Here is a 25,098-nt window from a genome sequence, read left to right on the forward strand (position 1 = left end):
ACGACCACCGTGCGGTGGGTGCTCCGTCAGAGGACGAAGCCCTCGGGGAACGGGTCCTGGGGGTCGAGGAAGTACTGCGCGGTCCCCGTGATCCATGCCCTTCCCGTGATCGTGGGCACGACCGCAGGACGGCCGCCCACGCTGGTCTCCTCCACCAGGCGGCCCACGAACCTGGTCCCGATGAAGGACTCGTTGACGAAGTCCGCGCCCAGCGCCAGCTCGCCCCTGGCGTGCAGCTGGGCCATGCGGGCGCTGGTTCCCGTCCCGCACGGGGAACGGTCGAACCAGCCGGGGTAGATCGCCATCGCGTGCCTGGAGTGCTCGGCGGTCGAGCCGGGGGCGGTGAAGTACACGTGGTGGCAGCCGCGGATCCGCTCGTCCTCGGGGTGGACGGGCTCGTCGGTGGCGTTGACGGCGGCCATGGTGGCCAGCCCCGCGGCGAGGATCTCGTTCTTGGCGGCCCTGTCGAAGGGCAGCTTGTAGTCGTCGAGGTCGACGATGGCGTAAAAGTTGCCGCCGTAGGCCAGGTCGTAGCGGACCTGGCCGAATCCAGGCACCTCCACCACCGCGTCCAGCCTGTCGCTGTAGGCGGGCACGTTGCGCAGCGTCACCGACTGCGCCACGCCGTCCTTGACCGCCACGTCCACGACGACCAGCCCCGCAGGCACCTCGAGACGGACGGTGGTCACCGGCTCGACGACCTCGACCATCCCGGTCTCCACCAGCACGGTGGCCACCCCGATCGTGCCGTGACCGCACATCGGCAGGTAGCCGGAGACCTCGATGAACAGCACGCCCCAGTCGGCGTCGGGACGGGTGGGCGGCTGCAGGATGACCCCGCTCATGGCCGCGTGCCCGCGCGGCTCGTTCATCAGCAGCTGCTTGATGTGGTCGAAGTGCTCGCGGAAGTAGATCCGCCGCTCGGCCATGCTGTTGCCGGGGATGACGCCCACGCCGCCGGTGATGACCCTGGTGGGCATGCCCTCGGTATGGGAGTCGACGGCGTGGAAGACGCGGCTGGTCCTCATCTGAGGCCCTCCGCCAGCACCTTCTCCGTCGCGGCCCGCACCGCCGTCGCGTGCTCGTCGGTCAGCGGGAGCCTCGGCGGCCTGCACGGCCCGCCGTACCTGCCCGCCAGGTCCATGGACAGCTTGATGGCCTGGACGAACTCGGTCTTGGCGTCCCAGCGCAGCAGCGGGTGCAGCGCGCGGTACAGCGGCAGCGCGCTCTCCAGGTCGTGCGCCATGGCGGCGCGGTAGAGGGCGACGGTCGAGGCGGGCAGGGAGTTGGGGAACCCTGCGATCCACCCCTTGGCCCCCGCCAGCGCCAGTTCGAGGACCACGTCGTCGGTGCCGATGAGCACGTCGAGCCCGGGGGCGAGCTCGGCGATCTCGTAGGCCCTTCGCACGTCGCCGGTGAACTCCTTCACCGCGACGATCAAACCTTCGTCGAACAACTTGGCCAGCAGCGAGGGGGTCAGGTCGACCTTGGTGTCATAGGGGTTGTTGTAGGCCACGATCGGCAGGCCGGCCTTGGCCACCTCCCTGTAGTGGTCGATCACGGTCCGCTCGTCGGCCCTGTAGGAGTTGGGCGGCAGCAGCATGACGCACGCGCAGCCGGCGTCGCGGGCCTGCTCGGCCCAGCGGCGCGACTCGGCGGAGCCGTACGCGCCGACGCCCGGCATCACGTTGCGCCCGCCGACGGCCGCCACCGCCGTCTCGACGACCTTGGCCCGTTCCTCCTGGCTGAGCGTCTGGTACTCACCGAGCGAGCCGTTCACGGCCACGCCGTCACAGCCCTGTTCGACCAGCCATCGGCAGTGCTCGGCGAAGGCCTCGAAATCGGCCGACAGGTCCTCGCGCAGGGGAAGGGCCGTAGCGACCATGATTCCCTGCCACGGCTCAACGCGGTTGCTCATCTTCGATCCTCTCAAGACAGCCGAGGGTGATCGGCTGGGCTATGGGGCGCCGGGGGGCTTGGGGGCGCTCGCCGGCCAGGCAGGAGACCGCGTAACCGCAGATCCTGCCCTGGCACCAGCCCATTCCTGGGCGGGCGAGCAGTTTGATCGAGCGCGCGTCGGTGGCGCCCAGGTCCATGGCTTCACGGATCCTGCTCACCGGCACCTCCTCGCAGCGGCAGACAAGGGTGTCGTCCTCCAGCCAGTCCTGCCAGCCGGGCTGGACGGGGTAGGCCTCCTGCAGTGCTCGCGCGAAGGCGCGCAGGCGCTCTCCCCGCCTGCGCAGGACACCGGGAACGGGGTCGCCGCCCTCGCCCGAGGCGAGGTCGTGGGCGATGGTCAGGCCCGCGGTCCTGCCCTCGAGCTCGGCCAGCGCCGCGCCGCCGACGCCGGTGGGCTCGCCCGCGGCGTAGACCGAGGCCACGCTGGTGCGCTGCCCCTCGTCCACGTCCACGACGGGACTGCCGTCGGCCGAGTGCGTGGTGGCGCAGCCCAGCTGGACGGCCAGGTCGATCTGCGGGACGAAGCCGTAGCCGACCGCGACGGCGTCGCACTCCACCGTTCGCGACGACAGCACTCTCCACTCGGCGTCGAGGCGGGCGACGGTCACGTGGGTGACGTGCGAGGAGCCGTGGGCCGCCACGACCGCGTGGCGCGTCCTGTACGGCACGCGGTGCCCGGCCAGCGCGGCGCCGTAGCCCAGCGCCTCACCCGCCTTGCCCGCGGCCAGCAGGGGGTGGCGGGCCAGGCCGAGCGGGCCGTTGGCCTCGAAGACCCCCGCCACGGAGACCCCGGCCTTCGCCAGCCCCGCGGCGACGGGCAGCAGGAAGGGTCCCGTGCCCGAGACGACGACCCGCCGCCCGGCCGGTACGCCCTCGCCCTTGAGCAGGGCCTGCGCGCCGCCTGCCGTGAGCACGCCGGGCAGGTCCCATCCGGGGAAGGGCAGCGGCCTGTCGTGCGCGCCGGTGGCGATCAGCAGCGATCGGCAGGCGAGGGTGAAGGGGCGCTCCTCCTGGCCGGCCATGACGTGGACGGTGACGGAGTCCTCGCCCTGCTCCACGGCCCAGACCTTGTGGTCGAGCAGGAGCTCCGCCCTGGTCCTGAGGGCGCGGCACTGCCGCACGAACCGGTCGGCGCCGCGCCCCGACGGCAGGCTGCCCGCGCGGTGCCTGAAGTACTGGCCGCCCAGGCGAGGGCCCGCGTCGACGAGGGCCACGCGCAGCCCCGCCTGGGCGGCGCTCAGCGCGCCCGCCACTCCCGCGGGGCCGCCGCCGACGACGACGAGGTCGTAGCCGGTCATGAGGTGGTCACCTCGTCTCCGGGGCTGGCCGGCACCAGGCACGCGCGCTGGGACTCACGGCCGTTGACGGTGACCAGGCAGTCGAAGCAGACGCCGATGCCGCAGAACAGGCCGCGCGGCCTTCCCTCGTGCCTGGTCGAGCGCCACGAGGTGATGCCCGCCGCGTGCAGGGCCGCGCCCACGCTCTGCCCCTGCACGACGGGCACCGGCCTGCCGTCCACGGTGATCTCGAAACTCACGCGAACCTCCCTGGGCTGAAGGGGGCCAGGTCGAGGGCCGTGCGCTCCCCCGACAGCAGCTGGGCCAGCAGGTGGCCGGTGGCGGGCGCCAGGCCGATGCCCGCGCCCTCGTGCCCGCAGGCGTGCAGCAGTCCGGGGGCGCGCGGGTCGGGGCCGATCACCGGCAGATGGTCGGGGCAGTACGGCCTGAAGCCGCAGTAGGACCTGATCACGCGCCTGTTCCTCAGCACGGGGAACAGCGCGGTGGCCTGTGCGGCCAGCCTGCGCAGCACCGGGATCGAGGTCGTCCTGTCGAAGCCGACCCGCTCCCTGCTGGCGCCGATGAGCACGCTGCCGGCAGGGGTGCCCTCGACGACCGCCGAGGTCTCCAGGTCGGCCGAGTCGCTCGCCACGTTCGTCACGTAGGCGGCGGTGTAGACCTTGTGCCTGATCAGCGGCTCCCTGAGAGGCTCGGTGACCAGGATGAAGCCGCGCCTCGGCAGGATCGGCAGCTCGACGCCCGCCAGGGCGGCGACCTGGCCGCCCCAGGTGCCCGCCGCGTTGACCACGGCGTCGGCGAGGATGTCCCCGTGGTCGGTGCGCACCCCCCGTCACCCGCTCGCCGCTGCGGACGAAGCCGGTGACCGTGACGCCGGTCCGCAGGCGCAGCGCGCCGTGGCCGAAGCTGTCGGCGCCGTGCCTGAGGAGCCTCGCGGCCGCGAGCATGGGCTGCACCTGGGCGTCCTGCGGGTAGAAGACACCGCCCGCGAGGCCGTCGGCCAGGTGGGGCTCGTAGCCGTGCAGCTCGGTGTCGGGCACGACCGCGTGCTCCACGCCCTGCTTGCCCGCCAGCTCCACCAGCTGCCGCTGGACCTCCCCTGTCTCGGCGACCACCAGGCCGCCCTTGGGCTCGTACTCGAACCCGCCGTGCTCGGCCAGCTCGCGCCAGAGGCGGTTGGACAGCAGCGCCAGGTCGAGCTCGGGTCCCGGTTCCTTGTCGGACACCAGGATGTTGCCCTCGCCCGCGCCCGTGGTCCCGCCCGCCACGGGGCCGCGGTCGAGCACCGTCACGTCCAGGCCCGCGGCCGCCGCGTAGTAGGCGCATGCCGCGCCCACGACGCCTGCGCCGATGACGATCACGTCGGACATCGCGTCTGTCCACCTCCTCGCAGTAATATGTCACATACCGTCGCTCGTGTGAATCCCTGCCGGGGAACTACCCCCGCCGCGGGGCCGGCGACCGGTGGAAGGACCACCCACCCCGCCCCCTACCATCGAAGACGTGAAATCCTTCTGGCCGCCTACCCCGCGTTCGATGAGCCTGTGGGCCCTGTGGTCCGTGATCGCCAACGCGGGCATCACCGTCACGGGCGCGGCTGTGCGCGTCACGGGGTCGGGGCTGGGCTGCCCGACCTGGCCCAGGTGCACGCCCGACAGCTTCGTCCCTGTCGCGCATCCCGAGCACAGCTGGGTCAACATGGGCATCGAGTTCGGCAACCGCCTGCTCGCCTTCGTGGTGCTGGCCGTGGCCGCGATGTGCCTGCTCACAGCGATCCGGATGGCGCCCCGCCGCCGCGACCTGGTCCGCCTGGCCTGGCTGCAGCCCGCGGGCGTCGTCGCCCAGGCGCTGTGGGGCGGCCTCGTGGTGCGCAGCGCGCTCAACCCCGTCACGGTCAGCGTGCACTTCCTCATCTCCATCGGCCTGATAGCGGCCTGCTGGCTCCTGTACGCACGCTCCCGCGAGGGCGACGCCCCCGCCAGGCCCATCGTGCACCGCGACATCCGCCGCCTGGGCCACGTGCTCCTGGCCGCTGTCGCCGTCCTGCTGGTCGCGGGCGTGGTGGTGACCGGCACGGGGCCGCACTCCGGCGACGTGCTGGCCTCCCGCTTCGACTTCGACATCGAGACCGTGGTGCGGCTGCACGCCGACATCGTCTACCTGGTGGTCGGCCTCACCTTCGCGCTGCTGTTCGCGCTGCACGTGACCGGCGCGCCCAAGCCGGCCCGCGCGGCTGCGGTGGGGCTGCTGGTGATCGAGCTGGCCCAGGGCGTGATCGGCTACACCCAGTACTTCCTGGCCGTGCCGGCGTTCCTGGTCGGCCTGCACGTCCTGGGCGCCACGGTGGTGTGGATCGGCGCCCTGCGGGTGGTCACCAGCCTGCGGGTCCGCGACGAGGTGCGCGCCGAGGCCGGGGCGTCCGCGGCCGCCGTCCCCCTCCCCCACTGAGCACCCGCCTCCCGAAGCGGGGCGTATGGCACGATATGTCGGCCACTCCCCCACCGGCGCGAGGTGCACGTTTCATGCGATTCGTCCCCCTTACCCGTATCACCCGTACGGCGATGCGCCGCGCCTACCAGGGCGCCGTGGCGGTGAGCGTGCTGGCCATCGCTCCGCTGACCTGGGCGTGGATCGGAAGCGAGAACCATCGCGTCGTGGCGGACACGCCTGGCTGGCTGTCCAGGGTGCCCGCCTCGGGCACCGCGCTGGTCCTCGGCGCGGGCCTGTTCGCCGGGCAGCCGAGCCCGATGCTGGCCAGGCGCCTCGACATCGCCGAGGGCCTCTACCGGGCCGGCAAGGTCAAGGCCCTGCTCCTGTCGGGTGACAACAGCAGGAAGGACTACGACGAGCCCTCGGCCATGCGCGACTACCTGCTGGCCAAGGGCGTGCCCGACGCCGTGATCGTCCGCGACTACGCGGGCTTCGACACCTGGGACTCCTGCGTGCGGGCCCGCGACGTCTTCGGCGCCGACGACGTCACCGTGGTCACGCAGGCCTTCCACCTGCCGAGGGCGGTGACGCTGTGCCGTACGGCGGGGCTGCGGACCTTCGGCGTCGGCGACGACTCCACCAGGCAGTGGGCGGCCGCCACCTACGTCTCCGCCGCGCGGGAGTTCGTGGCCTCGGCCAAGGCGCTGGGCGACGTGGTGCTCGGCGCCGAGCCGGTCTTCCCCGGGCCGAGGGAGACCTCCCTCATGCGAGCCCAGGCAGGCGGATGAAGCGGCGGAGCGCCGTTGGCCCCTCCGGGCCTCAGACCGGCCAGTGGCCCTCGGTGGTGGGCGAAGGGGCCCCGGGCGCGTAGCCGGGCGGCGGGGTGCCGTGGGCGGCCGCACGGGCGTGCTGACGCGGCACGGGGAAGCGGGCCCTGGCCGCGCTCATGCACTCGAGCAGCGCCCTCTGCTCCTCGTGGAAGGTCTGGTCGTCGACGATGTGACGGGCGGCCCGCTCGTGCAGGAGGCCGAGCTCGGTGGCGGCGAGCTGGTAGTCGCTCATCGCCCGCACTCCCTCCTTGCCGCCGTGCGCCTTGGCCCACTGCCTGGCCTGCCTGCGCCGCGACAGCGCCGACAGCATGAAGATGTCGGCCGCGTCGACCAGCCTCGTCGGCTCGTAGGGCGGCAGGTAGCGCTGGAGCAGGGCGACGATGCGCCGCCTGTCGCGCAGGACCACGCCGATGAGCACGAACAGCACCATGAGCAGGACCAGGTAGGCGATCATCAGGCCGGCGAAGCCGCCGTAGGAGGCCAGGCCGTTCCACATGCCGTGCAGCAGCATCGCGGCGATCCAGCCCGCCAGGATGATGAGGGCCCTGTCGGAGCCCGAGCGTCTGGCGGCGTAGGCGACGGCCACGCCCGTCATCGAGGTGAACAGCGGATGGGCGAAGGGCGACAGGATGCCGCGCAGCACGACGGTCACCGCCAGGCCCTGCACGCCGAACTGGTCCTGGGCGGCGATGTAGTAGCTGACGTTCTCGGTCATGGCGAAACCGAGGCCGACCATGCTGGCGTAGATGATGCCGTCGGTCGGCCCGTCGAGCTCGGCGCGGCGGAACCTGAGCAGCCCGAGCAGCACCAGGCCCTTCATCGTCTCCTCGACCACGGGCGCGCCGAAGGTGGCGGCGATGTTGCGCGCGGTGGCGGCCGACAGACCCACGGTGTCGGTGATGTACTGCAGGTTGAGCGAGTTGACGATGCCAGCCACCAGCACGGCGATGCCCGCGCCCCACGCGAAGGCGAAGACCAGGTTGCTGCGCGGCTCCGGCTCCATGCGGTCGAGCGCCAGCACGGCCGCCAGCAGCAACGGCACGGGGGCCAGCGCCAGGGTGAGCGCGATGAAGAACTGCACAGGCGCGCCGTTGAGCACGTCGAAGGAGAACGAAACCAGAGCGCAGATGCCCGCCAGCACCAGGCCCGCGATCAACGCGAAGGACGGCCGGTCCTTGAACACCCAGCGTGGATCACGGGTCTTCATACCGTGACTGTAACGGATCGCCATGAAGCTGTCCTTCCCACTTCGAGAGCAGGTCAGGCCAGCAGCGGATCAATCGCGACCGCCAGGAACAGCAGCGCCAGATAGGCGTTCGACCAGTGGAAGAAGCGCATGGGACGAAGATCGACACCGCTCTTGCCCGCGTTGAGCCTGCCGAGCAGCCGGTAGACCTCGATCAGGCAGAACGCGCCGAGCACCGCGGCGACGATCGGGTACAGCAAAGTCGTGTCCGCGACCGGCCACAGCAGCAGCGAGCAGGCGACCGTGGCCCAGGTGTAGGCGATGGACTCCAGCACCACCCTGCGCTCGGTGGCCACCACCGGCAGCATCGGGATCGAGGCGGCCGCGTAGTCCTCCTTGTAACGCATCGCCAGGGTCCAGGTGTGCGGAGGGGTCCAGAAGAACACCACGCCGAACAGCACCAGTGGCGTCCAGTCGAGGCCGCCGGTGATGCCCGACCAGCCGATCACGACCGGCATGCAGCCCGCCAGGCCGCCCCAGACGATGTTCTGGGAGGTGCGGCGCTTCAGCACCATCGAGTAGACGAAGACGTAGAACAGGATCGCCGACAGGTTGAGCGCCGCCGCGAGCAGGTTCGTCGTCACCCACATGCCGACAACGGACAAGATCCCCAGAACCACGCCGAAGACGAGGGCGGCGCGCGGGGTGACCTGGTGCCTGGCCAGCGGCCGCTTGCGGGTGCGCCGCATCTTCACGTCGATGTCGCGGTCGATGTAGCAGTTGAGCGCGTTGGCGCTGCCCGCCGACAGCGTGCCGAACACCATGACCGACAGCGCCCTCCACAGCGGGGGCAGGCCGTCGGCGGCGAGGAACATCACCGGCAGCGTCGTGATCAGGAGCAGCTCGATGACCCGCGGCTTGGTGAGCGCGACGTACGCCTTGATGACCGCGCCGAAGGAGCGCGGCTCGGCGGGCGCCATGGCCGACGGGGGCCCAGCCGGCGATTGCCTGTTCGTGAGCACCGTCAAGGCGCTTCCAGCGTGTGCGGAGTCAACGCGTAACCTCTGAAGAGAGCGGAACCGTGGACGCCGAGCACCAGACGTCCTTGCGAACAAACAAACTGTAGTCGCAGGGTGAGCCGGTCCGGCCAATGGGGGCACCGAGGGTGGGTTGGTCAGCCCCACCAAGGTCTACTCAGTTAGGGTCGGTGTGGGCGGGAAATGCCACCAGCACCACCATGACAACTAGATTCCGGAGATCGAGCAGTTGAGCACCTTTGAATGGACCGACCTCGACAAGCAGGCGGTCGACGTCGTCCGAGCCCTGGCGATGGACGCGGTCGAAAAGGCGGGCTCGGGCCACCCCGGCACCGCGATGAGCCTGGCGCCCGCCGCATACCTGCTCTTCCAGCGCACGATGCGTCACGACCCCACGGACCCGACGTGGGCGGGCCGTGACCGCTTCGTGCTGTCATGCGGGCATTCCAGCCTGACGCTGTACATCCAGCTCTACCTGTCCGGTTACGGCCTGTCCCTTGACGACATCAAGCGGCTGCGCACCTGGGACAGCCTCACGCCAGGTCACCCCGAGCACGGGCACACGGTGGGCGTCGAGACGACGACGGGCCCGCTCGGCCAGGGCATCGGCAACGCGGTCGGCATGGCGATGGCCGCCCGCCGCGAGCGCGGCCTGTTCGACCCCGACGCCGAGCCCGGCACCAGCCCCTTCGACCACCACATCTGGTGCTTCGTCTCCGAGGGCGACATCGAGGAGGGCGTCAGCCACGAGGTCAGCGCCATCGCGGGGCACCAGAAGCTGGGCAACCTGACGGTGGTGTTCGACTCCAACCACATCTCCATCGAGGACGACACGCAGATCGCCCTGTCCGAGGACGTGGTCAAGCGCTACGAGGCCTACGGCTGGCACGTCCAGACCGTCGACTGGACCCAGACGGGCGAGTACGTCGAGGACGTCAGGGCGCTGCACGAAGCGCTCGAGGCGGCCCGCGCCGAGACCGACAAGCCGTCGTTCATCAGGCTGCGCACGATCATCGGCTGGCCCGCCCCCAACAAGCAGAACACCGGCAAGGCCCACGGCTCCGCGCTGGGCGCCGACGAGGTCGCCGCCACCAAGAAGGTCATGGGCCAGGACCCCGAGAAGACCTTCGACGTGCCCGCCGAGGTGCTTGAGCACGCCCGCCAGGTGGCCGAGCGCGGCCGCGCCGCGCACGCCGAGTGGGAGAAGTCCTACGCCGACTGGCGTCTGGCCAACGAGGAGCGCGCGGCGGAGTTCGACCGCATCTCCAGGCGTCAGCTGCCCGCCGACTGGACCAGCGCGCTGCCGGAGTTCGAGGTGGGCGCCTCGGTGGCCACCCGCAAGGCCTCGGGCGAGGTGCTCAACGCCGTCGCCCCCTTCCTGCCCGAGCTGTGGGGCGGCTCGGCCGACCTGGCCGAGTCGAACCTCACCACGATCAAGGGCGAGCCCTCCTTCATCCCCGAGGAGTACCAGACCAAGGAGTTCCCCGGTAACCGCTACGGCCGCACGCTGCACTTCGGCATCCGCGAGCACGGCATGGGCGCGATCCTCAACGGCATCGCCCTGCACGGCGGCACGCGTCCCTACGGCGGCACCTTCCTGGTCTTCTCCGACTACATGCGGCCTGCCGTACGGCTTGCCGCGCTGATGAAGCTGCCCGTCACCTACGTGTGGACGCACGACTCCATCGGCCTCGGCGAGGACGGCCCCACGCACCAGCCGGTCGAGCACCTGTGGGCGCTTCGCGCCATCCCCGGCCTCGACGTGGTGCGCCCCGGCGACGCCAACGAGACGGCGGCGGCGTGGAAGACCGTGCTCGAGCACAACGACAGGCCCGCGGCGCTGGCGCTGACCAGGCAGAACCTGCGCGTCCTCGAGGGCACCAGCGCCGAGGGCGTGGCCAGGGGCGGCTACGTGCTGCGCGAGGCCTCCAACGGCCAGCCGCTGGTGATCCTCATCGCCACCGGCAGCGAGGTCGAGATCGCGCTCGACGGCCGCGACCTGCTCGAGTCCCAGGGGATTCCGACACGCGTCGTCTCCATGCCGTGTGTCGAGTGGTTCCACGGGCAGGACTCCGCTTACCGGGCGACGGTCCTTCCTTCGGACGTCAAGGCGCGAGTGGCGGTCGAGGCGGGAATCGCGCTGGGCTGGCGGGAGTTCGTTGGAGATGCGGGCGAAGTGGTCAGCCTGGAGCACTTCGGCGCATCGGCTCCATACAAGACGCTATACGAGCAGTTCGGCCTCACCGCCGAGCGAGTCGCGGCCGCAGCCAAGGCCAGTCTCGCCAAGCTGGGGTTCGACAAGGGCGAGACGACGGGAAACTAGACATGTCGGAAAACCTGAACAAGCTCACCAGCCAGGGCGTGTCCATCTGGCTCGATGACATCAGCCGCGAGCGCCTGCGCACCGGCAACCTGGAGCAGCTGATCCGCGAGAAGAACGTCGTGGGCGTGACCTCCAACCCGACGATCTTCGCCAACGCGCTCAGCAAGGGCGACGCCTACGACGCCCAGCTGCACGACCTCGCCGTGCGCGGGGTCGACGTGGGCGAGGCCGTCAGGGCCATCACCACCTACGACATCAGGTGGGGCGCCGACGTGCTGCGCCCCGTCTACGACGCCACCGGCGGCGTGGACGGCAGGGTCTCCCTCGAGGTGGACCCGCGCCTGGCCCGCGAGACCGAGAAGACGATCGCCGAGGCCCGCTTCCTGTGGTGGGCGGTCGACAGGCCCAACCTGCTGATCAAGATCCCCGCGACGGTCGAGGGCCTGCCCGCGATCACGCAGGCGATCTCCGAGGGCATCAGCGTCAACGTCACGCTGATCTTCTCGCTCGAGCGCTACCGCGCGGTCATGGACGCCTGGCTGGCCGGCCTCGAGGCCGCGCAGGCCAAGGGTCTCAACCTGGCCTCCATCGAGTCGGTGGCCTCCTTCTTCGTCAGCCGCGTCGACACCGAGATCGACAAGCGTCTCGACAAGGTGGGCAAGCCCGAGCTGAAGGGCAAAGCGGGCGTGGCCAACGCGCGCCTGGCCTACGCGGCCTTCGAGGACGTCATGAACTCCGAGCGCTGGCAGCGCCTGCGCGCGGCAGGGGCCCGTCCGCAGCGTCCGCTGTGGGCCTCGACCGGCGTCAAGGACCCCAACTACGTCGACACGATGTACGTCGACGACCTGGTGGCCCCCGGCACCGTCAACACCATGCCGGAGAAGACGCTCGACTCCGCCGCCGACCACGGCCGCATCACGGGCGACACCGTCCGTCCCTTCTACGAGCAGGCGTGGAACACCATGGCCGCGCTCAAGGAGGCGGGCATCGACTACGACGACGTCGTGCGCGTGCTCGAGGACGAGGGCGTGGAGAAGTTCGAGGCGTCGTGGAACGAGCTGCTCGAGAGCATCAGCAAGAAGCTGGTTCCCTGACGATGGAGGTCACCTACCGCGAGGAGGGGGTGGCCGAGGCCGCCGCCTCCGTCGCGGGCCGGCTGTCCGGCGAGGGGGTCCCCGCCCGCCTGGCGGCCGGCGACCCCGCTCTGTGGGGCGCCGGCGCCGAAGCCGAGGCGGCGCTGCGCCTCGGCTGGCTCAACCTGCCGCGCACCTCGCGCGAGCTGCTGCCCGAGCTCGGCAAGCTGGTGGAGCGGGCCCGTGCCGAGAGCCTCGACCACGTGGTCCTGTCCGGCATGGGCGGCTCCTCGCTGGCGCCCGAGGTCATCTGCAACACCGCCGACGTCGCGCTGACCGTCCTCGACACCACCGACCCCGACCAGGTGCGGCGGGCGCTCGACGACCGCCTCGACCGCACGATCGTGGTCGTGTCGAGCAAGAGCGGCTCGACGGTCGAGACCGACAGCCATCGCAGGATCTACGAGCAGGCCTTCAGGTCGGCCGGCATCGACCCCGCCGAGCGGATCGTCGTCGTCACCGACCCCGGCTCCCCTCTGGAGCAGGCGGCCGTCGAGGCCGGTTACACGATCTTCCTCGCCGACCCGAACGTCGGCGGGCGCTACTCGGCGCTGTCGGCGTTCGGCCTGGTGCCGAGCGCGCTGGCAGGCGCCGAGGTGGAGCAGTTGCTCGACGACGCCGCCGAGGTGCTGCCCTCACTCGCGCTGAACGAGGGCAACCCCGGGCTGGCGCTCGGCGCGGCGCTCGGCGGCGCCGCCCTCGCGGGGCGCGACAAGCTCATCCTCGAAGACCAGCTGACCGAGATCAACGGCCTGCCCGACTGGATCGAGCAGCTGGTCGCCGAGTCCACGGGCAAGCAGGGCAAGGGCATCCTGCCGGTCGTCGCCGCCGAGCCCACGGGCGCACGCGACGAGCTGGTGGTGGCGATCGAGTCCGACGACGGCGACGTCCGCGTCGACGGCCCGCTCGGCGCGCAGTTCATGGTGTGGGAGTACGCCACGGCGCTGGCCGGTCTCGTGCTCGGCGTCAACCCCTTCGACCAGCCCAACGTGGCCGAGTCGAAGGACAACACCACCCGCGTGCTGGACGACCCTCCGACCGCCGAGGAGCCCGTGCTGGTCGACGGGCCCGTCGAGGTCTACGGCGAGAGCCGGGCCGGCGACCTGTCAGGCGTGCTCACCGAGCTGCTCAAAGCGGTGCCCTCCGACGGCTACCTGGCCGTCATGGCCTACCTCGACAGGATGGCCGCCTTCGACGCTCCCATGCCGGAGGCCCCCGACTTCGAGCAGATGACCGAGGCGTGGATGGCGGCCGACGCCCAGACGCTGCGGGCGCTGCTGGCCATGAGGACGCCGCGTCCCGTGACGTTCGGCTGGGGCCCTCGCTTCCTGCACTCCACCGGGCAGTACCACAAGGGCGGCCCGTCGAACGGAGTGTTCCTGCAGATCACCGGCGCCGTGACGGCCGACGTCGAGGTGCCTGGCAGGCCCTACACGCTGGGGGGCCTGCAGCTGGCGCAGGCGCTCGGCGACCAGCGGGCGCTCATCGGGCGTGGGCGGCCCGCCGTACGACTGCATTTGACCGACCGCGCAGCGGGGATCGCGCACCTGCTCGCAGCCGCACAGGAGGTCTGAGATGACGGAACCGGCAGCGCCCGTGGAGGAGGCCGTCGCCGTGGCGGCCGCCGCCGCGGTGACGGCCACGACACTGGAGGCGGCCGCCGCCAACCCGCTGCGTGATCCGCGGGACAAGCGGCTGCCCAGGGTGGCGGGACCGTGTGTGCTGGTGCTTTTCGGAGTGACGGGAGACCTGGCCAAGCGCAAGCTGCTGCCGGCGATCTACGACCTGGGCAACAGGGGGCTGCTGCCGCCCGGTTTCTCGCTGGTCGGATTCGCCCGCCGCGACTGGGCCAACCAGGACTTCGCGCAGCTCACGCATGACGCGGTGAAGGAGCACGCGCGCACGCCCTTCCGCGAGGAGGTCTGGAAGCAGCTGGCCGAGGGCATCCACTTCGTGCCGGGCGAGTTCTCCGACGACGGCGCCTTCGACGCCCTCGCGATGGCTTTGAAGGAGATCGACCAGACCAGGGGCACCGGCGGCAACTATGCCTTCTACCTGTCGGTGCCGCCGAAGTTCTTCCCCACGGTGGTGCAGCAGCTCAAGCGCACCGGTCTGGCCGACGCCCCCGAGGGCTCGTGGCGGCGGGTGGTGATCGAGAAGCCGTTCGGCCACGACCTGCAGAGCGCGCACGAGCTGAACGAGATCACCAACGAGGCCTTCCCCGAGAGCTCGATCTTCAGGATCGACCACTACCTCGGCAAGGAGACGGTCCAGAACATCATGGCGCTGAGGTTCGCCAACAACCTCTACGAGCCGATCTGGAACCGCAGCTACGTCGACCACGTGCAGATCACCATGGCCGAGGACATCGGCCTGGCCGGGCGCGCGGGCTACTACGACGGCATCGGCGCGGCCCGCGACGTGATCCAGAACCACCTGCTCCAGCTGCTCGCGCTGGTCGCGATGGAGGACCCCACCTCCTTCGAGGCCAACGCGCTGCGCAGGGAGAAGGAGAAGGTGCTCAAGGCGGTGCGGCTGCCCGCCGACCTGTCGCTGAACACCGCGCGCGGCAAGTACGCGGCGGGCTGGCAGGGCGGCGAGAAGGTCGTCGGCTACCTGGACGAGGAGGGCATCCCCGCCGACTCCGTGACCGAGACCTACGCGGCCATCAAGCTGGAGATCGCCAACAGGCGCTGGGCTGGTGTGCCGTTCTACCTGCGCACGGGCAAGCGGCTCGGCCGCCGCGTCACCGAGGTGGCCGTCGTCTTCCAGAAGGCGCCGCACCTGCCCTTCAGCAAGGACGACACCGAGATCCTCGGCCACAACGCCCTGGTCATCAGGGTGCAGCCGGACGAGGGCATCACGGTGCGGTTCGGCTCGAAGGTGCCGGGCACGGCCATGGAGGTGCGGGACGTGTCCATGGACTTCGCCTACGGCGAGTCGTTCATGGAGTCCTCGCCCGAGGCGTACGAGCGGCTGCTGCTGGACGTGATGATCGGCGACCCGCCGCTCTTCCCGCACCAGCGCGAGGTGGAGCTGTCGTGGAAGATCCTCGACCCGATCGAGGAGTTCTGGGCCACGCAGGGCCAGCCCGAGGACTATCCCGCCGGCACGTGGGGACCGCCGTCGGCCGACGAGATGATGGCCCGCGACGGCAGGGTCTGGAGGCGACTGTGAGCGAGCGCAGCGTGAGAAGCAGGGAACACGGCACATCGGATGTCATGGGGCCGGCGAAGGAGGACTCATGACGTCGTTCATGCTGACCGACACGACGGCCGGCAAGATCTCGGGGCAGCTCACCAGGCTGCGCCACCAGATGGGCGCCCCCGCCGTGGGCATGGTGCTGACGCTGGTGGTGGTCTGCGACGAGCGCGACCAGTACGACTCGGTCCGCTCGGCCACCGAGGCCGCCCGCGAGCACCCCTCGCGGATCCTCGTGGTGATCAACCGGGAGTCCGACGAGGCCAACAGGCTCGACGCGGAGCTGCGCGTCGGGGAGTCCACGCCAGGCGAGGTCGTGGTGCTGCGCCTGTACGGCGAGCTGACCGCCCACGCCGACTCGGTCGTCAGCCCGCTGCTGCTGCCGGACACGCCCGTGGTGGCGTGGTGGCCAGGCGACGCGCCCGCCGTGCCGTCGAAGGATCCGATCGGGATGCTCGCCCAGCGCAGGATCACCGACGCCAAGACGGTGCCCGACGGCATCAAGGTGCTGGCGGGCAGGGCCAAGGGCTACGCGCCCGGCGACACCGACCTGGCGTGGGCCAGGCTGACGCCGTGGCGCAGCCTGCTGGCCGCCGCCTTCGACCAGCCGGTGGACAAGGTCAAGAAGGGCTTCGTGGACGCCGCGGCAGGGCACGCGAGCGCGCCGCTGCTGGCGGCGTGGCTGAGCGAGCGGCTCGGCGCGCCGGTCAAGGTGGCCGACTCGGCCGGCCCCGGCCTGACCGCGGTCAGGCTGACGCTCGACGGCGGCGAGATCGCGGTGACCCGCACCGACGCGCGGCTGGCCACGCTCGCCCGCCCAGGGCAGCCCGACCGGCACGTCGCGCTGGCCAGGCGGCACACCTCGGAACTGCTGGCCGAGGAGCTGCGCAGGCTCGACTCCGACGAGATCTACGAGGCCGCACTGAAGCGGCTGTCGCGCACGTACAGGGGCTGACGGGCCTTGCGCAGGTCCCGGGTCCCTGCGGGCCCGGGACCTGCGCGCACAGCGAACCGAATTCCACCTTCCGGCCGCTTGAGAGGCGGAAGCGAAGTCCCCGCAACCGATCATGCGGTCAAGGCTCGATAGGGTGGCATCCGTGAGCGTTCCCAACGTAGTCGTGCACCGCGACGCCGACGTGCTGGCCAAGGCCGTCGCCGCCCGCATCATCACCCGCCTGGTCGACGTGCAGTCGGCCAGAGGCTCGGCATCGCTGGTGCTGACCGGCGGCACGGTCGGCATCGCCACCCTGGCCGCCATCGCCGCGACCCCCGCCCGCGACGCCGTCGACTGGCCCAAGCTCGACATCTGGTGGGGCGACGAGCGCTTCCTGCCCTCCGGCGACCCCGAGCGCAACGAGACGGGCGCCCGCGAGGCCCTGCTCGACCGCGTCGACCTCGATCCGGCCAGGGTGCACGTCATGCGCGGCCCCGACTCGGGCATGAGCGCCGAGGAGTCGGCCGACGCCTACGCCGAGGAGCTGCGCAAGGCCGCCCGTCCCGAGGACCACGGCCCCGTCCCCTCCTTCGACGTGATGCTGCTCGGCATGGGCCCCGACTCTCACGTGGCCTCGCTGTTCCCCGGCAACCCCGCCGTCTACGACACCCGTTCCGTGGTGGCCGTGCACGGCTCGCCCAAGCCGCCGCCCGTGCGCATCTCCCTGACCTTCCCCACGATCCACGCCGCGCGCGAGGTGTGGGTGGTGGCCGCGGGCGAGGAGAAGGCAGGGGCCGTACGGCTGGCGCTGTCCCAGGACTCCGGCCAGGTGCAGGTGCCCGCGGCCGGCGCGAGGGGCTCGCGGCGCACGCTGTTCCTGCTCGACAGGGCCGCGGCGGGCAAGATACCTGCGGGCCTCGGCAGAATCGCCTCGCCCTGAACGGATCGTGAAATACATCCGGACATAAGGGCATTTGACACCAAACTTTAGGCCTTGTCAGCCCCGGTGGTGTTCTTTACTTTCATGGGCAACGACCCACGAAGGGACACCCCCCATGGTCTTGAGCAACGTGGCCTTACGTCGCTGGGCCGCGGTCATCGCCGCGGCCGCCGCCGTACTCGCGAGCTCCGCTCCCGCCCTCGCCGATCCCGAGCCCTCGGGCAAGCTGGTCATCCCCAGCGCCGATGCCCAGGCTCTCGTGCCAGGCACCTACATCGTGGTCCTGAAGGACAGGCCCGAGGTGTCGAGGGCCGCCACCGACCTGACCGCCAAGCACGGCGGCACGAAGTTCAGGGAGTACACGCACGCGCTGCGCGGCTTCGCCGTCCACGCCAGCGAGCGGCAGGCCAGGCGGCTGGCCGGCGACGCCTCGGTCGAGTACGTGCAGCAGGTGGTGGTGCACCGCGCCTCCGACACCCAGCCGAACCCGCCCTCGTGGGGGCTTGACCGCATCGACCAGCGCAACCTGCCGCTGAACAGCTCCTACACCTACGGGCCGACCGGCGCGGGGGTGCGCGCCTACATCATCGACACCGGCATCAGGCCCACCCACAGCGACTTCGGCGGGCGCGCCTCCATCGGGTTCGACGCGATCGGCGACGGCCAGAACGGCAACGACTGCCACGGCCACGGCACGCACGTGGCGGGGACCACAGGAGGCTCGGCCCACGGTGTTGCCAAGGGCGTGACGCTGGTCGGCGTCAGGGTGCTCAACTGCGAAGGGTCGGGGACCACCGACCAGGTCGTGGCGGGCATCGACTGGGTCACGGCGAACGCCGCCAAGCCTGCCGTCGCCAACATGAGCCTCGGCGGCAGCGCCGACACCGTGCTGGACACCGCGGTGAAGAACTCGATCGCGTCGGGCATCTCCTACGCCATCGCGGCGGGCAACGGCTTCTTCGGGCTGTTCGCGCTGGACGCCTGCACGCAGTCCCCCGCCAGGGTTCCCGAGGCGATCACCGTCTCGATCACCAACAACACCGACACCAAACCGTCGTGGGGCAACCGCGGCCCCTGTGTCGACCTGTTCGCGCCCGGCTACAACATCACCTCGGCGTGGAAGGACTCCGACACCTCGACCAGCACCATCAGCGGCACGTCGATGTCCACCCCGCACGTCGCCGGCGCCGCCGCCGTCTACCTGCAGGGCCACCCCGGCGCCACCCCGCAGCAGGTGCGCGACGCGATCGTGAACAACGCCACGACCGGCGTCGTCAAGAGCCCCGGCAGCGGCTCTCCCAACCGCCTGCTGCACACCCCCGGCCTGTAGGCACCGCCCGCGCCCCGTGGACGCCGCCCGTCCGCGGGGCGCCTGCGCCTGTCAGCGCAGGGCGTCGATCTCGGCGAGGAGCTCGCGCTTGCGCTCCTCGCTCATGTACGAGGCTCGTACGGCGTTGCCCGCCAGCGCGGCCAGCTCGCTCTCGCCCAGGCCGAACACGGTCGCCGCGACGCGGTACTCCCGCTCCAGCGTGGTCGCGAACATGGGCGGGTCGTCGCTGTTGAGGGTGACGAACAGGCCCTCCTCCAGCAGCCTGGGCAGCGGATGGTCCTCGATCCGCCCCACCTGCCCGGTGCACACGTTGGAGGTCGGGCAGACGTCCAGCGGCAGCTGGGTCTCGCGCAGGTAGGAGACCAGCCGGGGGTCGTCGAGGCAGTTGATGCCGTGCCCGATGCGCTCGGCGCCGTAGCCCTCGATGACCTCCCACACCGTCTCGGGCCCCGACATCTCCCCGCCGTGCGGCACGCTGTGCAGTCCCGCGGCGCGGGCGGCGGAGAAGGCCTCGCGGAAGGCTTCGCGGTAGGCGGGCCGCGCCTGCTCGATCCCGCCGATGCCGAAACCTACCAAGGCGGCGGGAGGTTCCTTCAACGCGTGGTCGAGAGTGATCGCGGCCGCCTCGGCGCCGAACTCGCCGGGGATGTCGAAGATGTAGGCCATCTCGACGCCGTACTCGTCCAGCGACCGGCGCGCGGCCAGGTCGAGCGCCTCGGTGACCGCGCGCATGGGCAGCCCCTGCATCCAGTGCGCGTACGGCGTGACCTGCAACTCCACGTAGCGGCAGTTCTGGGGCGACAGGTCGCGGGCCAGCCCCGTCACGAGGGAGGCGACGTCCTCGGGCTCGCGCACCAGGGAGTTGACCGCGCGGTAGACCTCGGCGAAGTGCGGGAAGTCGCGGAAGGTGTAGAACTGCCTCAGCTCCTCCTCCGTGGACGGCACGCCGCTGCCCGGATGGCGCAGGGACAGTTCGAGCACGGTGGGCACGGAGGCGGAGCCGACCAGGTGGACGTGGAGCTCGACCTTGGGCAGCCGGTCGATGAAGGCGTCGATCGTCATGACGACGACCCTAGGCGCGCTCCGCCCCAGCCAGAAAGACTCTGAGGCTGAATCTGACACCAAGTCGTCAGATTCAGCCCGTTGCCCAGGCGTGAGCCAGCGGGAGGAGCACGCGGTCGACCGATTCAGCCGCGAAGGCGTCGTCCAGCGGGGGCCCGACGAAGATCAGGCGGTGCCACACGAGCGCCTCCACGAGCTCGGACAGCCGTACGGTGTCGACGGGAGCGGCCAGCTCTCCCCTCACCACGGCCCGCTCGACCAGCGCCCTGGTGCCGCCGAGGTCGCGCGCGGGCATGTGCTCGCGCAGGGTCCTGGCCAGCTCCTGGTGGGAGACGAGCGTGGACGACAGCCCCATGATGAGCCCGTGCTTGCGCTCGGCCGCCTCCGACAGCCCCCTGACGACCTCGACCAGGTCGCCGCGCAGCGAGCCCGTGTCGGGCACGGGCGGGACGTCCATGTCGAAGCGACGGCAGATGACGTCGACGACCAGCTCGGGCTTGCCCGCCCATCGCCGGTAGATGGTCGCCTTGCTGGCCTTGGCCCGCCTGGCGATCTGGTCGACCGACATCCGGTCGTAGCCCATCTCCGACAGCAGGTCGAAGGTGGCGTCGAGGATGGCCTTCTCCCTGCCGGGATCGAGTGGTGCCACGCACGCTTCCTTAGTTGTAGGCGAACTCCTGGAATCGTACGCCGGTCAGCTCCGTGGACACCTCCCACAGCCGCCGCGCGAGCGTCTCGTCCGTCGCCGTCCGGCTCGGCGTGAGCCGCTTGGCCTTGGGCCCGAGGTACTCCCCTCCCCGGATGTCGGGCGAGGCGGCCGCGTAGAGCGAGGGCAGCGCGCCGTCCTCGGGACTGTTGAGGAAGAGCCGCAGCAGCGGCTGCAGCGGGCCGAGGGTGAAGAAGTTCGTGGCGGTGGCCCCTGGATGGGTCGCCACCGAGACGAGCGAGGAGCCGGCCCGTGCGGCCCTACGCTGCAGCTCGAGGGCGAAGAGCAGGTTGGCCAGCTTGGAGCGGCCGTAGGAGCTCATCTTGGCGTAGCCCCGCTCGAGGCCGAGGTCGTCGAAGTCGAGCTTGCCGACCTTGTGCGCGTCGCTGGAGACCGTGACCACGCGCGGCGAGGACGCGGCCAGCAGGCGCGGGAGCAGCAGGCCCGTGAGCGCGAAGTGCCCGAGATGGTTGGTGCCGAACTGCAGCTCGAAGCCGTCCCTGGTCTGGCCGCGCGGGATCATGCCGATCCCCGCGTTGTTGATCAGCAGGTCGACGCGGTCCACGGTGGCGGCGAAGGCGCGCACCGACGACAGGTCGGCCAGGTCGAGCTCGGCGTAGTGGACGTCGGCTCCCCGCGCGGCCCGCTGGATGTCGCCGACGGCCGACCGGCCGCGTGAGGGATCGCGGGAGGCCACGGTGACCCGCGCGCCGTGCCTGGCCAGTTCGAGGGCGGTAGCCAGGCCGATGCCGCTGTTGGCTCCCGTGACGATCGCGGTGGTGCCGGTGAGGTCGGGCAGATCCGAGGGGGTCCAGGCGCTCATGGGCTTCTCCAAGTGTACGAAACCGTTTCGTACACCACCTTAACGCTTCAAACGCGCCCGCGCGTGCGCCTCCTCCCTGCGAGCCACCTCGGCCCGCTGATCGGCCTCCGCGAGCTTCTTGCGGGCCTTGGCGAGCTTCTTCTCCAGGGTCGCCACCTTCACCGCCCTCTCGTCCCTCTCCTGTACGGCCTGCGCCAGCGCCTCCCGCCACTCCTCGTAGGCGGCGGTGGCCTCGGCCTGCTCCTTCGCCTCACGGTCCGCCCTGGCCCGCGCCTCCTCCTCTGAGGGTTTGCGCGCGGGGCGGGAGCGGGGGGCGGGGGCGGGGGCGAAGCCGCTGTAGCTGAGCGGCCTGGCCAGGCGGCCCTGCCGTACCTGGTCGGCGGCGTCGGCGTCCACGGTGGCCGCGTCGAGCGTCTGCTCCACCTCGGCGCCGGAGGAGGGCGCCAGCCGTACCAGCCGCTGGGAGAGCCTGGCGCGGCGCGCGGTCAGCTCGGCCAGCGCGTCGGCGTCCTGGGCCGCCCACGCGGCGCGCAGCTCCTCGCCCAGCTCGAGCAGCTCGGCGAGCTCGTCGGGATGGCCGCGTGACAGCTGGTTGACCGCCCAGGCCGCGACCGTGGGCTTGCGCAGCGCGGCCACCTGCCTGGCCAGGTCGCCCCGCCCCGCCTGCTTGGCCGCGCGGGCCTCCGCCTCGCGCGCGGCGATGAAGTCGGACACGTCGAGCCCGTAGAGCCGGTCGGCGATCTCGTCAAGATCCACACGTGAGAGATACCCCACATGACTGGTTTGTAGCGCATAGTGGAGAGAGCCCACTCGAGCGGAGGCCCCCGTGTTCGAGCGCTTCACCGACCGCGCCCGTAGGGTGGTCGTCCTCGCCCAGGAAGAGGCCAGGACGCTCAACCACGACTACATCGGCACCGAGCACCTGCTGCTGGGCCTGATCAGGGAGGGCGAAGGCGTGGCGGCCGCGATCCTGCGCGACGGCGGCGCCGACGTCGGCGAGATCCGCGAGGCGATCATGGAGATCATCGGCCAGGGCTCCACGCCGCCGGAGGAGCACACGCACGTCCCGTTCACGCCGCGCGCCAAGAAGGTGCTGGAGCTGTCGCTGCGCGAGGCCCTGCAGCTCGGCCACCACCACATCGGCACCGAGCACATCCTGCTCGGCCTCATCCACGAGGGCAAGGGCGTCGCCGCGCAGGTGCTCGTCGCCAGGGGCCTCGACCTCACCTCGCTCAGGCAGCGCGTGGCCCACCACCTCGGCTCCACGGGCCCGAAGGAGCGCGTGCTGCTCGACCAGCGGCTCCAGCGCATCCAGGACAGCCTCGACAGGATCGAGCGCCGCCTGGACGCGATGGGAGCGCCGAAGGACGGCGAGGAGGCCTCCTAGACGAGCGCGCCGACCGCGAGCCTGGCCTCCATGACGCCGGGGTCCTCGGTGTAGGCCAGCGTCGCGCCCAGCGAGATCATCAGCCTGCGCATGCGGGCGTTGTCTGACAGCAGGGTGGCGCGGACCTCGGCGTACCCGAGGTCGCGGGCCTCCTGCACCAGCGTCCTGGCCAGCGCCGCGCCCAGACCGCGCCCCTGCCAGCGGTCCTCGACCAGCACGGCCATCTCCGCGATGCCGGGATCGGGGGTGAACATGAGGTTGGCCATCGCGACGACCTGGCCGTCGTGGCAGGCCACGAGCGACAGCCCCCGGCTGCGATCGACGAGCCTGTCGAAGACCCTCGGCGGCAGCGAGGGCATCGAGGTGAAGTAGCGGAAGCGCCGCGACTCGGGCGAGCAGCGCTCGTGCAGGTCGCGGATGGCCTCGCGGTAGATGTTCGTCAGCGGCCTGACCTCGGCCTCGACGCCGTCGGACAGGCGCAGCACGCGAGCGCTCGAGGACGGCTCGGCCGGCGGCTGGGCCAGCCGTACGAAGGAGGCGGCGCGGGCGGCCTCGGTCAGCGTGAACGGCAGGTCGGACCTGCGCACCTTGATCGCGCGCTTGGCCGCCACGGGGACGACCAGCAGGGTGGGGTCGGGGAGATCACGCACCGCCTCACCATAGACCCAGCGGGCGTCGTCCGCGCGCAGCAGTTCGGCCAGCAGTTCGGGAAGGCGCCATGGCGCGCCGCGCAGGCGCGAGGCCAGCAGGAGCGCCCTGGTGGGCTCGTCGGTCAGCTCGTGCGCCGTGGCGGGCACGACCTGCACGCGGCGGCCGCCCGCCGACTCCAGCGCCGCCTTGACCGCCTCGGGGCTGGCGGGGATGTCCGCGACGAACTCGTCGACGGTGCCGTCGGTGTCGGGCTGGACGCTCAGCCCGAGGATGTTGCCGCCCCGCTCGGCGAGGGCCGCGGCCAGCGAGGCCAGTCTTCCGGGGCGTTCGTCGACCGTGGTTCGGATGCGCAGAAATCCCATACACATGAGGATGCGCGACGTTTGTTACAGCTGGCGGGCGAAAGTGTTTCATCACGAATTCCGTGGCGAGATACGCCAAGATATGCGGATATAGCAGTATGTGGGGTCATGAGCTCGCGTGTTCCTACGTTCACCGACGACTTCGTCAACGGAGACGTCTCCTTCTGGCATCGCTCCCTCGGCCCCGCACATGCGGGGCCCGTCCTGGGCGGTGATCGCCGGGCGGACGTGGTGATCGTGGGCGCGGGCTACACCGGACTCTGGACGGCCTACTACCTCAAGCAGGCCAGGCCCTCACTCGACGTCGTGGTGCTGGAGAAGGAGTTCGCCGGGTTCGGCGCCTCAGGCCGCAACGGCGGCTGGCTGACCGGCGACCTGGCCGGCTCGCACGCGCGCTACGCCAAGACGCACGGCGTGGCGGCGACCAGGGCCCTGCAGCGCGAGATGTACGCCTCCATCGACGAGGTGATCGCCGTCTGCGAGAAGGAGGGCATCGACGCCGACATCGTCAAGGGCGGCGTGCTCAACGTCGCCAGGGGCAGCGCGCAGGCGGCCAGGCTGCGGGCCTCGGTGGCCGAGGCGGCCAGGTGGGACGTCGAGGTCAGGCTGATGAGCCCGCAGGAGCGTGACGCGCGGCTGCGGGTCGCGGGCGCCGTCCAGGCCTCCTGGAGCCCGCACTGTGCCAGGATTCACCCGGCGAAGCTGGTGCGCGGCCTCACGCGGGCCGTACGCGAGCTGGGGGTGGAGATCTTCGAGCACACGCCGGTCGACGAGATCGCACCGCACCGGGCGGTCACGCCGTACGGCACGGTCAGCGCCGACTACGTGATCAGGGCCACCGAGGGCTTCACCTCGACGATCAAGGGCCTGCGCCGGCAGTGGCTGCCGATGAACAGCTCCATGATCGTCACCGAGCCGCTGCCGGACAGCTTCTGGGAGCAGGTCGGCTGGCAGGGCGCCGAGCTGCTCGGCGACCTGGCCCACTACTACATGTACGCCCAGCGCACCGCCGACGGCCGTATCGCCTTCGGCGGCAGGGGCAGGCCCTACCTGTACGGCTCGCGCGTCGACGCCCGCGGCCACACCCACGACTGGACCGTCGAGGCGCTGTGGGGGCTGCTGGTCGACTTCTTCCCCGCCGCCGCCTCCTCCAGAATCGCGCATGCCTGGTCGGGCGTCCTCGGCGTCCCGCGCGACTGGTGCTCCACCGCGCACGTGGACCAGGCCACGGGGATCGGCTGGGCCGGCGGCTACACCGGGCACGGCGTCACCACGACCAACCTGGCCGGCCGCACCCTCCGCGACCTGATCCTGGGCGAGCCCACCCACCTCACCGAGCTGCCGTGGGTGGGCCGCGACGTGCGCCCCTGGGAGCCCGAGCCGCTGCGCTGGCTGGGCGTCCACTCCATGTACCGCCTCTACCGCGTCGCCGACGCCCGTGAACGCTCGATGTCCCGCACCTCGGCGCTCGCGCGCCTCGCCGACCTCATCACCGGTCACTGAAGGAGA

Annotated in this window: 23 protein-coding genes and 1 pseudogene; 11 read left to right on the forward strand and 13 right to left on the reverse strand. The window is 71.2% G+C overall.

Going from position 1 to position 25,098, the window contains the following annotated elements:
- Positions 1-26 precede the first annotated feature (26 nt).
- The 6 genes and pseudogenes from ABFX55_RS17825 to ABFX55_RS17850 all read right to left on the reverse strand — a co-directional run.
- Positions 27-1,028 (reverse strand): proline racemase family protein, encoded by a 1,002-nt coding sequence (locus tag ABFX55_RS17825; RefSeq protein WP_346122400.1) that lies wholly within the window; start codon positions 1,026-1,028, stop codon positions 27-29.
- The gene (locus ABFX55_RS17830) at positions 1,025-1,918 is read right to left on the reverse strand and encodes a dihydrodipicolinate synthase family protein (protein WP_346122401.1); all 894 of its coding nucleotides are present in this window, start codon (positions 1,916-1,918) and stop codon (positions 1,025-1,027) included. The genes ABFX55_RS17825 and ABFX55_RS17830 overlap by 4 nt, the downstream gene beginning before the upstream one ends.
- Positions 1,902-3,257 (reverse strand): FAD/NAD(P)-dependent oxidoreductase, encoded by a 1,356-nt coding sequence (locus tag ABFX55_RS17835; protein ID WP_346122403.1) that lies wholly within the window; start codon positions 3,255-3,257, stop codon positions 1,902-1,904. Before ABFX55_RS17835 ends, ABFX55_RS17830 begins: the two co-directional genes overlap by 17 nt.
- Entirely contained in the window at positions 3,254-3,496 is a 243-nt protein-coding gene (locus tag ABFX55_RS17840) for a (2Fe-2S)-binding protein (protein WP_346122526.1), read from the reverse strand. The genes ABFX55_RS17835 and ABFX55_RS17840 overlap by 4 nt, the downstream gene beginning before the upstream one ends.
- Positions 3,493-4,080, reverse strand: a complete 588-nt coding sequence (locus tag ABFX55_RS17845; RefSeq protein WP_346122405.1) for an NAD(P)/FAD-dependent oxidoreductase — start codon at positions 4,078-4,080, stop codon at positions 3,493-3,495. Before ABFX55_RS17845 ends, ABFX55_RS17840 begins: the two co-directional genes overlap by 4 nt.
- A 58-nt stretch (positions 4,081-4,138) precedes the next feature.
- Positions 4,139-4,624: pseudogene (locus tag ABFX55_RS17850) on the reverse strand (NAD(P)/FAD-dependent oxidoreductase); the annotation flags it as partial.
- A gap of 166 nt (positions 4,625-4,790) precedes the next feature.
- On the opposite strand from ABFX55_RS17850, the gene ABFX55_RS17855 reads away from it, so the two are divergent.
- Both ABFX55_RS17855 and ABFX55_RS17860 read left to right on the forward strand, forming a co-directional pair.
- Positions 4,791-5,702: a COX15/CtaA family protein gene (locus ABFX55_RS17855; RefSeq protein WP_346122407.1), complete on the forward strand. Its 912-nt coding sequence runs from the start codon at positions 4,791-4,793 to the stop codon at positions 5,700-5,702.
- Between the two features lie 74 nt (positions 5,703-5,776).
- Entirely contained in the window at positions 5,777-6,472 is a 696-nt protein-coding gene (locus tag ABFX55_RS17860; protein ID WP_346122409.1) for a SanA/YdcF family protein, read from the forward strand.
- Between the two features lie 31 nt (positions 6,473-6,503).
- Here the strand turns inward: ABFX55_RS17860 and ABFX55_RS17865 are convergent, their stop codons facing one another.
- Positions 6,504-7,721: a PrsW family intramembrane metalloprotease gene (locus tag ABFX55_RS17865; protein WP_346122411.1), complete on the reverse strand. Its 1,218-nt coding sequence runs from the start codon at positions 7,719-7,721 to the stop codon at positions 6,504-6,506.
- 53 nt (positions 7,722-7,774) lie between these two features.
- On the reverse strand, positions 7,775-8,728 hold the full coding sequence (locus ABFX55_RS17870) for a heme o synthase (RefSeq protein ID WP_379479243.1): 954 nt from the start codon (positions 8,726-8,728) through the stop codon (positions 7,775-7,777).
- 238 nt (positions 8,729-8,966) lie between these two features.
- On the opposite strand from ABFX55_RS17870, the gene tkt reads away from it, so the two are divergent.
- From tkt to ABFX55_RS17905, 7 genes are all read left to right on the forward strand, one after another.
- Positions 8,967-11,060 (forward strand): transketolase, encoded by a 2,094-nt coding sequence (gene tkt, locus ABFX55_RS17875; RefSeq protein ID WP_346122413.1) that lies wholly within the window; start codon positions 8,967-8,969, stop codon positions 11,058-11,060.
- A 2-nt stretch (positions 11,061-11,062) separates the two neighbouring features.
- Positions 11,063-12,154 (forward strand): transaldolase, encoded by a 1,092-nt coding sequence (tal, locus tag ABFX55_RS17880; RefSeq protein ID WP_346122414.1) that lies wholly within the window; start codon positions 11,063-11,065, stop codon positions 12,152-12,154.
- Between the two features lie 2 nt (positions 12,155-12,156).
- Entirely contained in the window at positions 12,157-13,767 is a 1,611-nt protein-coding gene (locus ABFX55_RS17885) for a glucose-6-phosphate isomerase (RefSeq protein ID WP_346122416.1), read from the forward strand.
- Between the two features lies 1 nt (position 13,768).
- The gene (gene zwf, locus ABFX55_RS17890) at positions 13,769-15,370 is read left to right on the forward strand and encodes a glucose-6-phosphate dehydrogenase (protein WP_346122418.1); all 1,602 of its coding nucleotides are present in this window, start codon (positions 13,769-13,771) and stop codon (positions 15,368-15,370) included.
- 67 nt (positions 15,371-15,437) lie between these two features.
- Complete coding sequence (locus ABFX55_RS17895) at positions 15,438-16,349, forward strand: glucose-6-phosphate dehydrogenase assembly protein OpcA (RefSeq protein ID WP_346122420.1); 912 nt, start codon at positions 15,438-15,440, stop codon at positions 16,347-16,349.
- A gap of 142 nt (positions 16,350-16,491) precedes the next feature.
- A complete protein-coding gene (pgl, locus tag ABFX55_RS17900; RefSeq protein ID WP_183661967.1) occupies positions 16,492-17,268 on the forward strand; it encodes a 6-phosphogluconolactonase in 777 nt (258 codons plus the stop codon).
- Positions 17,269-17,383: 115 nt separating this feature from the next.
- Entirely contained in the window at positions 17,384-18,598 is a 1,215-nt protein-coding gene (locus ABFX55_RS17905) for a S8 family peptidase (protein ID WP_346122422.1), read from the forward strand.
- A 51-nt stretch (positions 18,599-18,649) separates the two neighbouring features.
- Here the strand turns inward: ABFX55_RS17905 and add are convergent, their stop codons facing one another.
- The 4 genes from add to ABFX55_RS17925 all read right to left on the reverse strand — a co-directional run bounded on the left by add (position 18,650) and on the right by ABFX55_RS17925 (position 21,945).
- Positions 18,650-19,660, reverse strand: coding sequence for an adenosine deaminase (add, locus tag ABFX55_RS17910; protein WP_346122424.1), 1,011 nt, complete (start codon positions 19,658-19,660; stop codon positions 18,650-18,652).
- A 73-nt stretch (positions 19,661-19,733) separates the two neighbouring features.
- A complete protein-coding gene (locus ABFX55_RS17915; RefSeq protein ID WP_346122426.1) occupies positions 19,734-20,309 on the reverse strand; it encodes a TetR/AcrR family transcriptional regulator in 576 nt (191 codons plus the stop codon).
- 10 nt (positions 20,310-20,319) lie between these two features.
- The gene (locus ABFX55_RS17920; RefSeq protein WP_346122428.1) at positions 20,320-21,189 is read right to left on the reverse strand and encodes an oxidoreductase; all 870 of its coding nucleotides are present in this window, start codon (positions 21,187-21,189) and stop codon (positions 20,320-20,322) included.
- A gap of 39 nt (positions 21,190-21,228) precedes the next feature.
- A complete protein-coding gene (locus tag ABFX55_RS17925; protein WP_346122429.1) occupies positions 21,229-21,945 on the reverse strand; it encodes a hypothetical protein in 717 nt (238 codons plus the stop codon).
- A gap of 70 nt (positions 21,946-22,015) precedes the next feature.
- On the opposite strand from ABFX55_RS17925, the gene ABFX55_RS17930 reads away from it, so the two are divergent.
- Positions 22,016-22,576, forward strand: a complete 561-nt coding sequence (locus ABFX55_RS17930; protein ID WP_487047397.1) for a Clp protease N-terminal domain-containing protein — start codon at positions 22,016-22,018, stop codon at positions 22,574-22,576.
- Here ABFX55_RS17930 and ABFX55_RS17935 read toward each other — a convergent pair.
- The gene (locus ABFX55_RS17935) at positions 22,573-23,589 is read right to left on the reverse strand and encodes a GNAT family N-acetyltransferase (protein ID WP_346122431.1); all 1,017 of its coding nucleotides are present in this window, start codon (positions 23,587-23,589) and stop codon (positions 22,573-22,575) included. The two genes, ABFX55_RS17930 and ABFX55_RS17935, sit on opposite strands and share 4 nt — an antisense overlap.
- A 108-nt stretch (positions 23,590-23,697) precedes the next feature.
- Between ABFX55_RS17935 and ABFX55_RS17940 the strand changes: the two genes are divergently transcribed.
- Positions 23,698-25,092: an NAD(P)/FAD-dependent oxidoreductase gene (locus ABFX55_RS17940; protein ID WP_346122433.1), complete on the forward strand. Its 1,395-nt coding sequence runs from the start codon at positions 23,698-23,700 to the stop codon at positions 25,090-25,092.
- The last annotated feature ends 6 nt before the right edge of the window (positions 25,093-25,098 follow it).

Source organism: Nonomuraea roseola (assembly GCF_039535395.1).
In the GTDB taxonomy this organism is placed as follows: Bacteria; Actinomycetota; Actinomycetes; order Streptosporangiales; family Streptosporangiaceae; genus Nonomuraea; species Nonomuraea roseola.

Coding starts and splice junctions, on each gene's coding strand:
- ABFX55_RS17825 (WP_346122400.1), bottom strand. CDS start 1,028: ATGAGGACCAGCCGCGTCTTCCACGCCGTCGACTCCCATACCGAGGGC.
- ABFX55_RS17830 (WP_346122401.1), bottom strand. CDS start 1,918: ATGAGCAACCGCGTTGAGCCGTGGCAGGGAATCATGGTCGCTACGGCC.
- ABFX55_RS17835 (WP_346122403.1), bottom strand. CDS start 3,257: ATGACCGGCTACGACCTCGTCGTCGTCGGCGGCGGCCCCGCGGGAGTG.
- ABFX55_RS17855 (WP_346122407.1), top strand. CDS start 4,791: ATGAGCCTGTGGGCCCTGTGGTCCGTGATCGCCAACGCGGGCATCACC.
- ABFX55_RS17860 (WP_346122409.1), top strand. CDS start 5,777: ATGCGATTCGTCCCCCTTACCCGTATCACCCGTACGGCGATGCGCCGC.
- ABFX55_RS17865 (WP_346122411.1), bottom strand. CDS start 7,721: ATGAAGACCCGTGATCCACGCTGGGTGTTCAAGGACCGGCCGTCCTTC.
- tal (WP_346122414.1), top strand. CDS start 11,063: ATGTCGGAAAACCTGAACAAGCTCACCAGCCAGGGCGTGTCCATCTGG.
- ABFX55_RS17885 (WP_346122416.1), top strand. CDS start 12,157: ATGGAGGTCACCTACCGCGAGGAGGGGGTGGCCGAGGCCGCCGCCTCC.
- zwf (WP_346122418.1), top strand. CDS start 13,769: ATGACGGAACCGGCAGCGCCCGTGGAGGAGGCCGTCGCCGTGGCGGCC.
- ABFX55_RS17895 (WP_346122420.1), top strand. CDS start 15,438: ATGACGTCGTTCATGCTGACCGACACGACGGCCGGCAAGATCTCGGGG.
- ABFX55_RS17905 (WP_346122422.1), top strand. CDS start 17,384: ATGGTCTTGAGCAACGTGGCCTTACGTCGCTGGGCCGCGGTCATCGCC.
- add (WP_346122424.1), bottom strand. CDS start 19,660: ATGACGATCGACGCCTTCATCGACCGGCTGCCCAAGGTCGAGCTCCAC.
- ABFX55_RS17920 (WP_346122428.1), bottom strand. CDS start 21,189: ATGAGCGCCTGGACCCCCTCGGATCTGCCCGACCTCACCGGCACCACC.
- ABFX55_RS17935 (WP_346122431.1), bottom strand. CDS start 23,589: ATGGGATTTCTGCGCATCCGAACCACGGTCGACGAACGCCCCGGAAGA.
- ABFX55_RS17940 (WP_346122433.1), top strand. CDS start 23,698: ATGAGCTCGCGTGTTCCTACGTTCACCGACGACTTCGTCAACGGAGAC.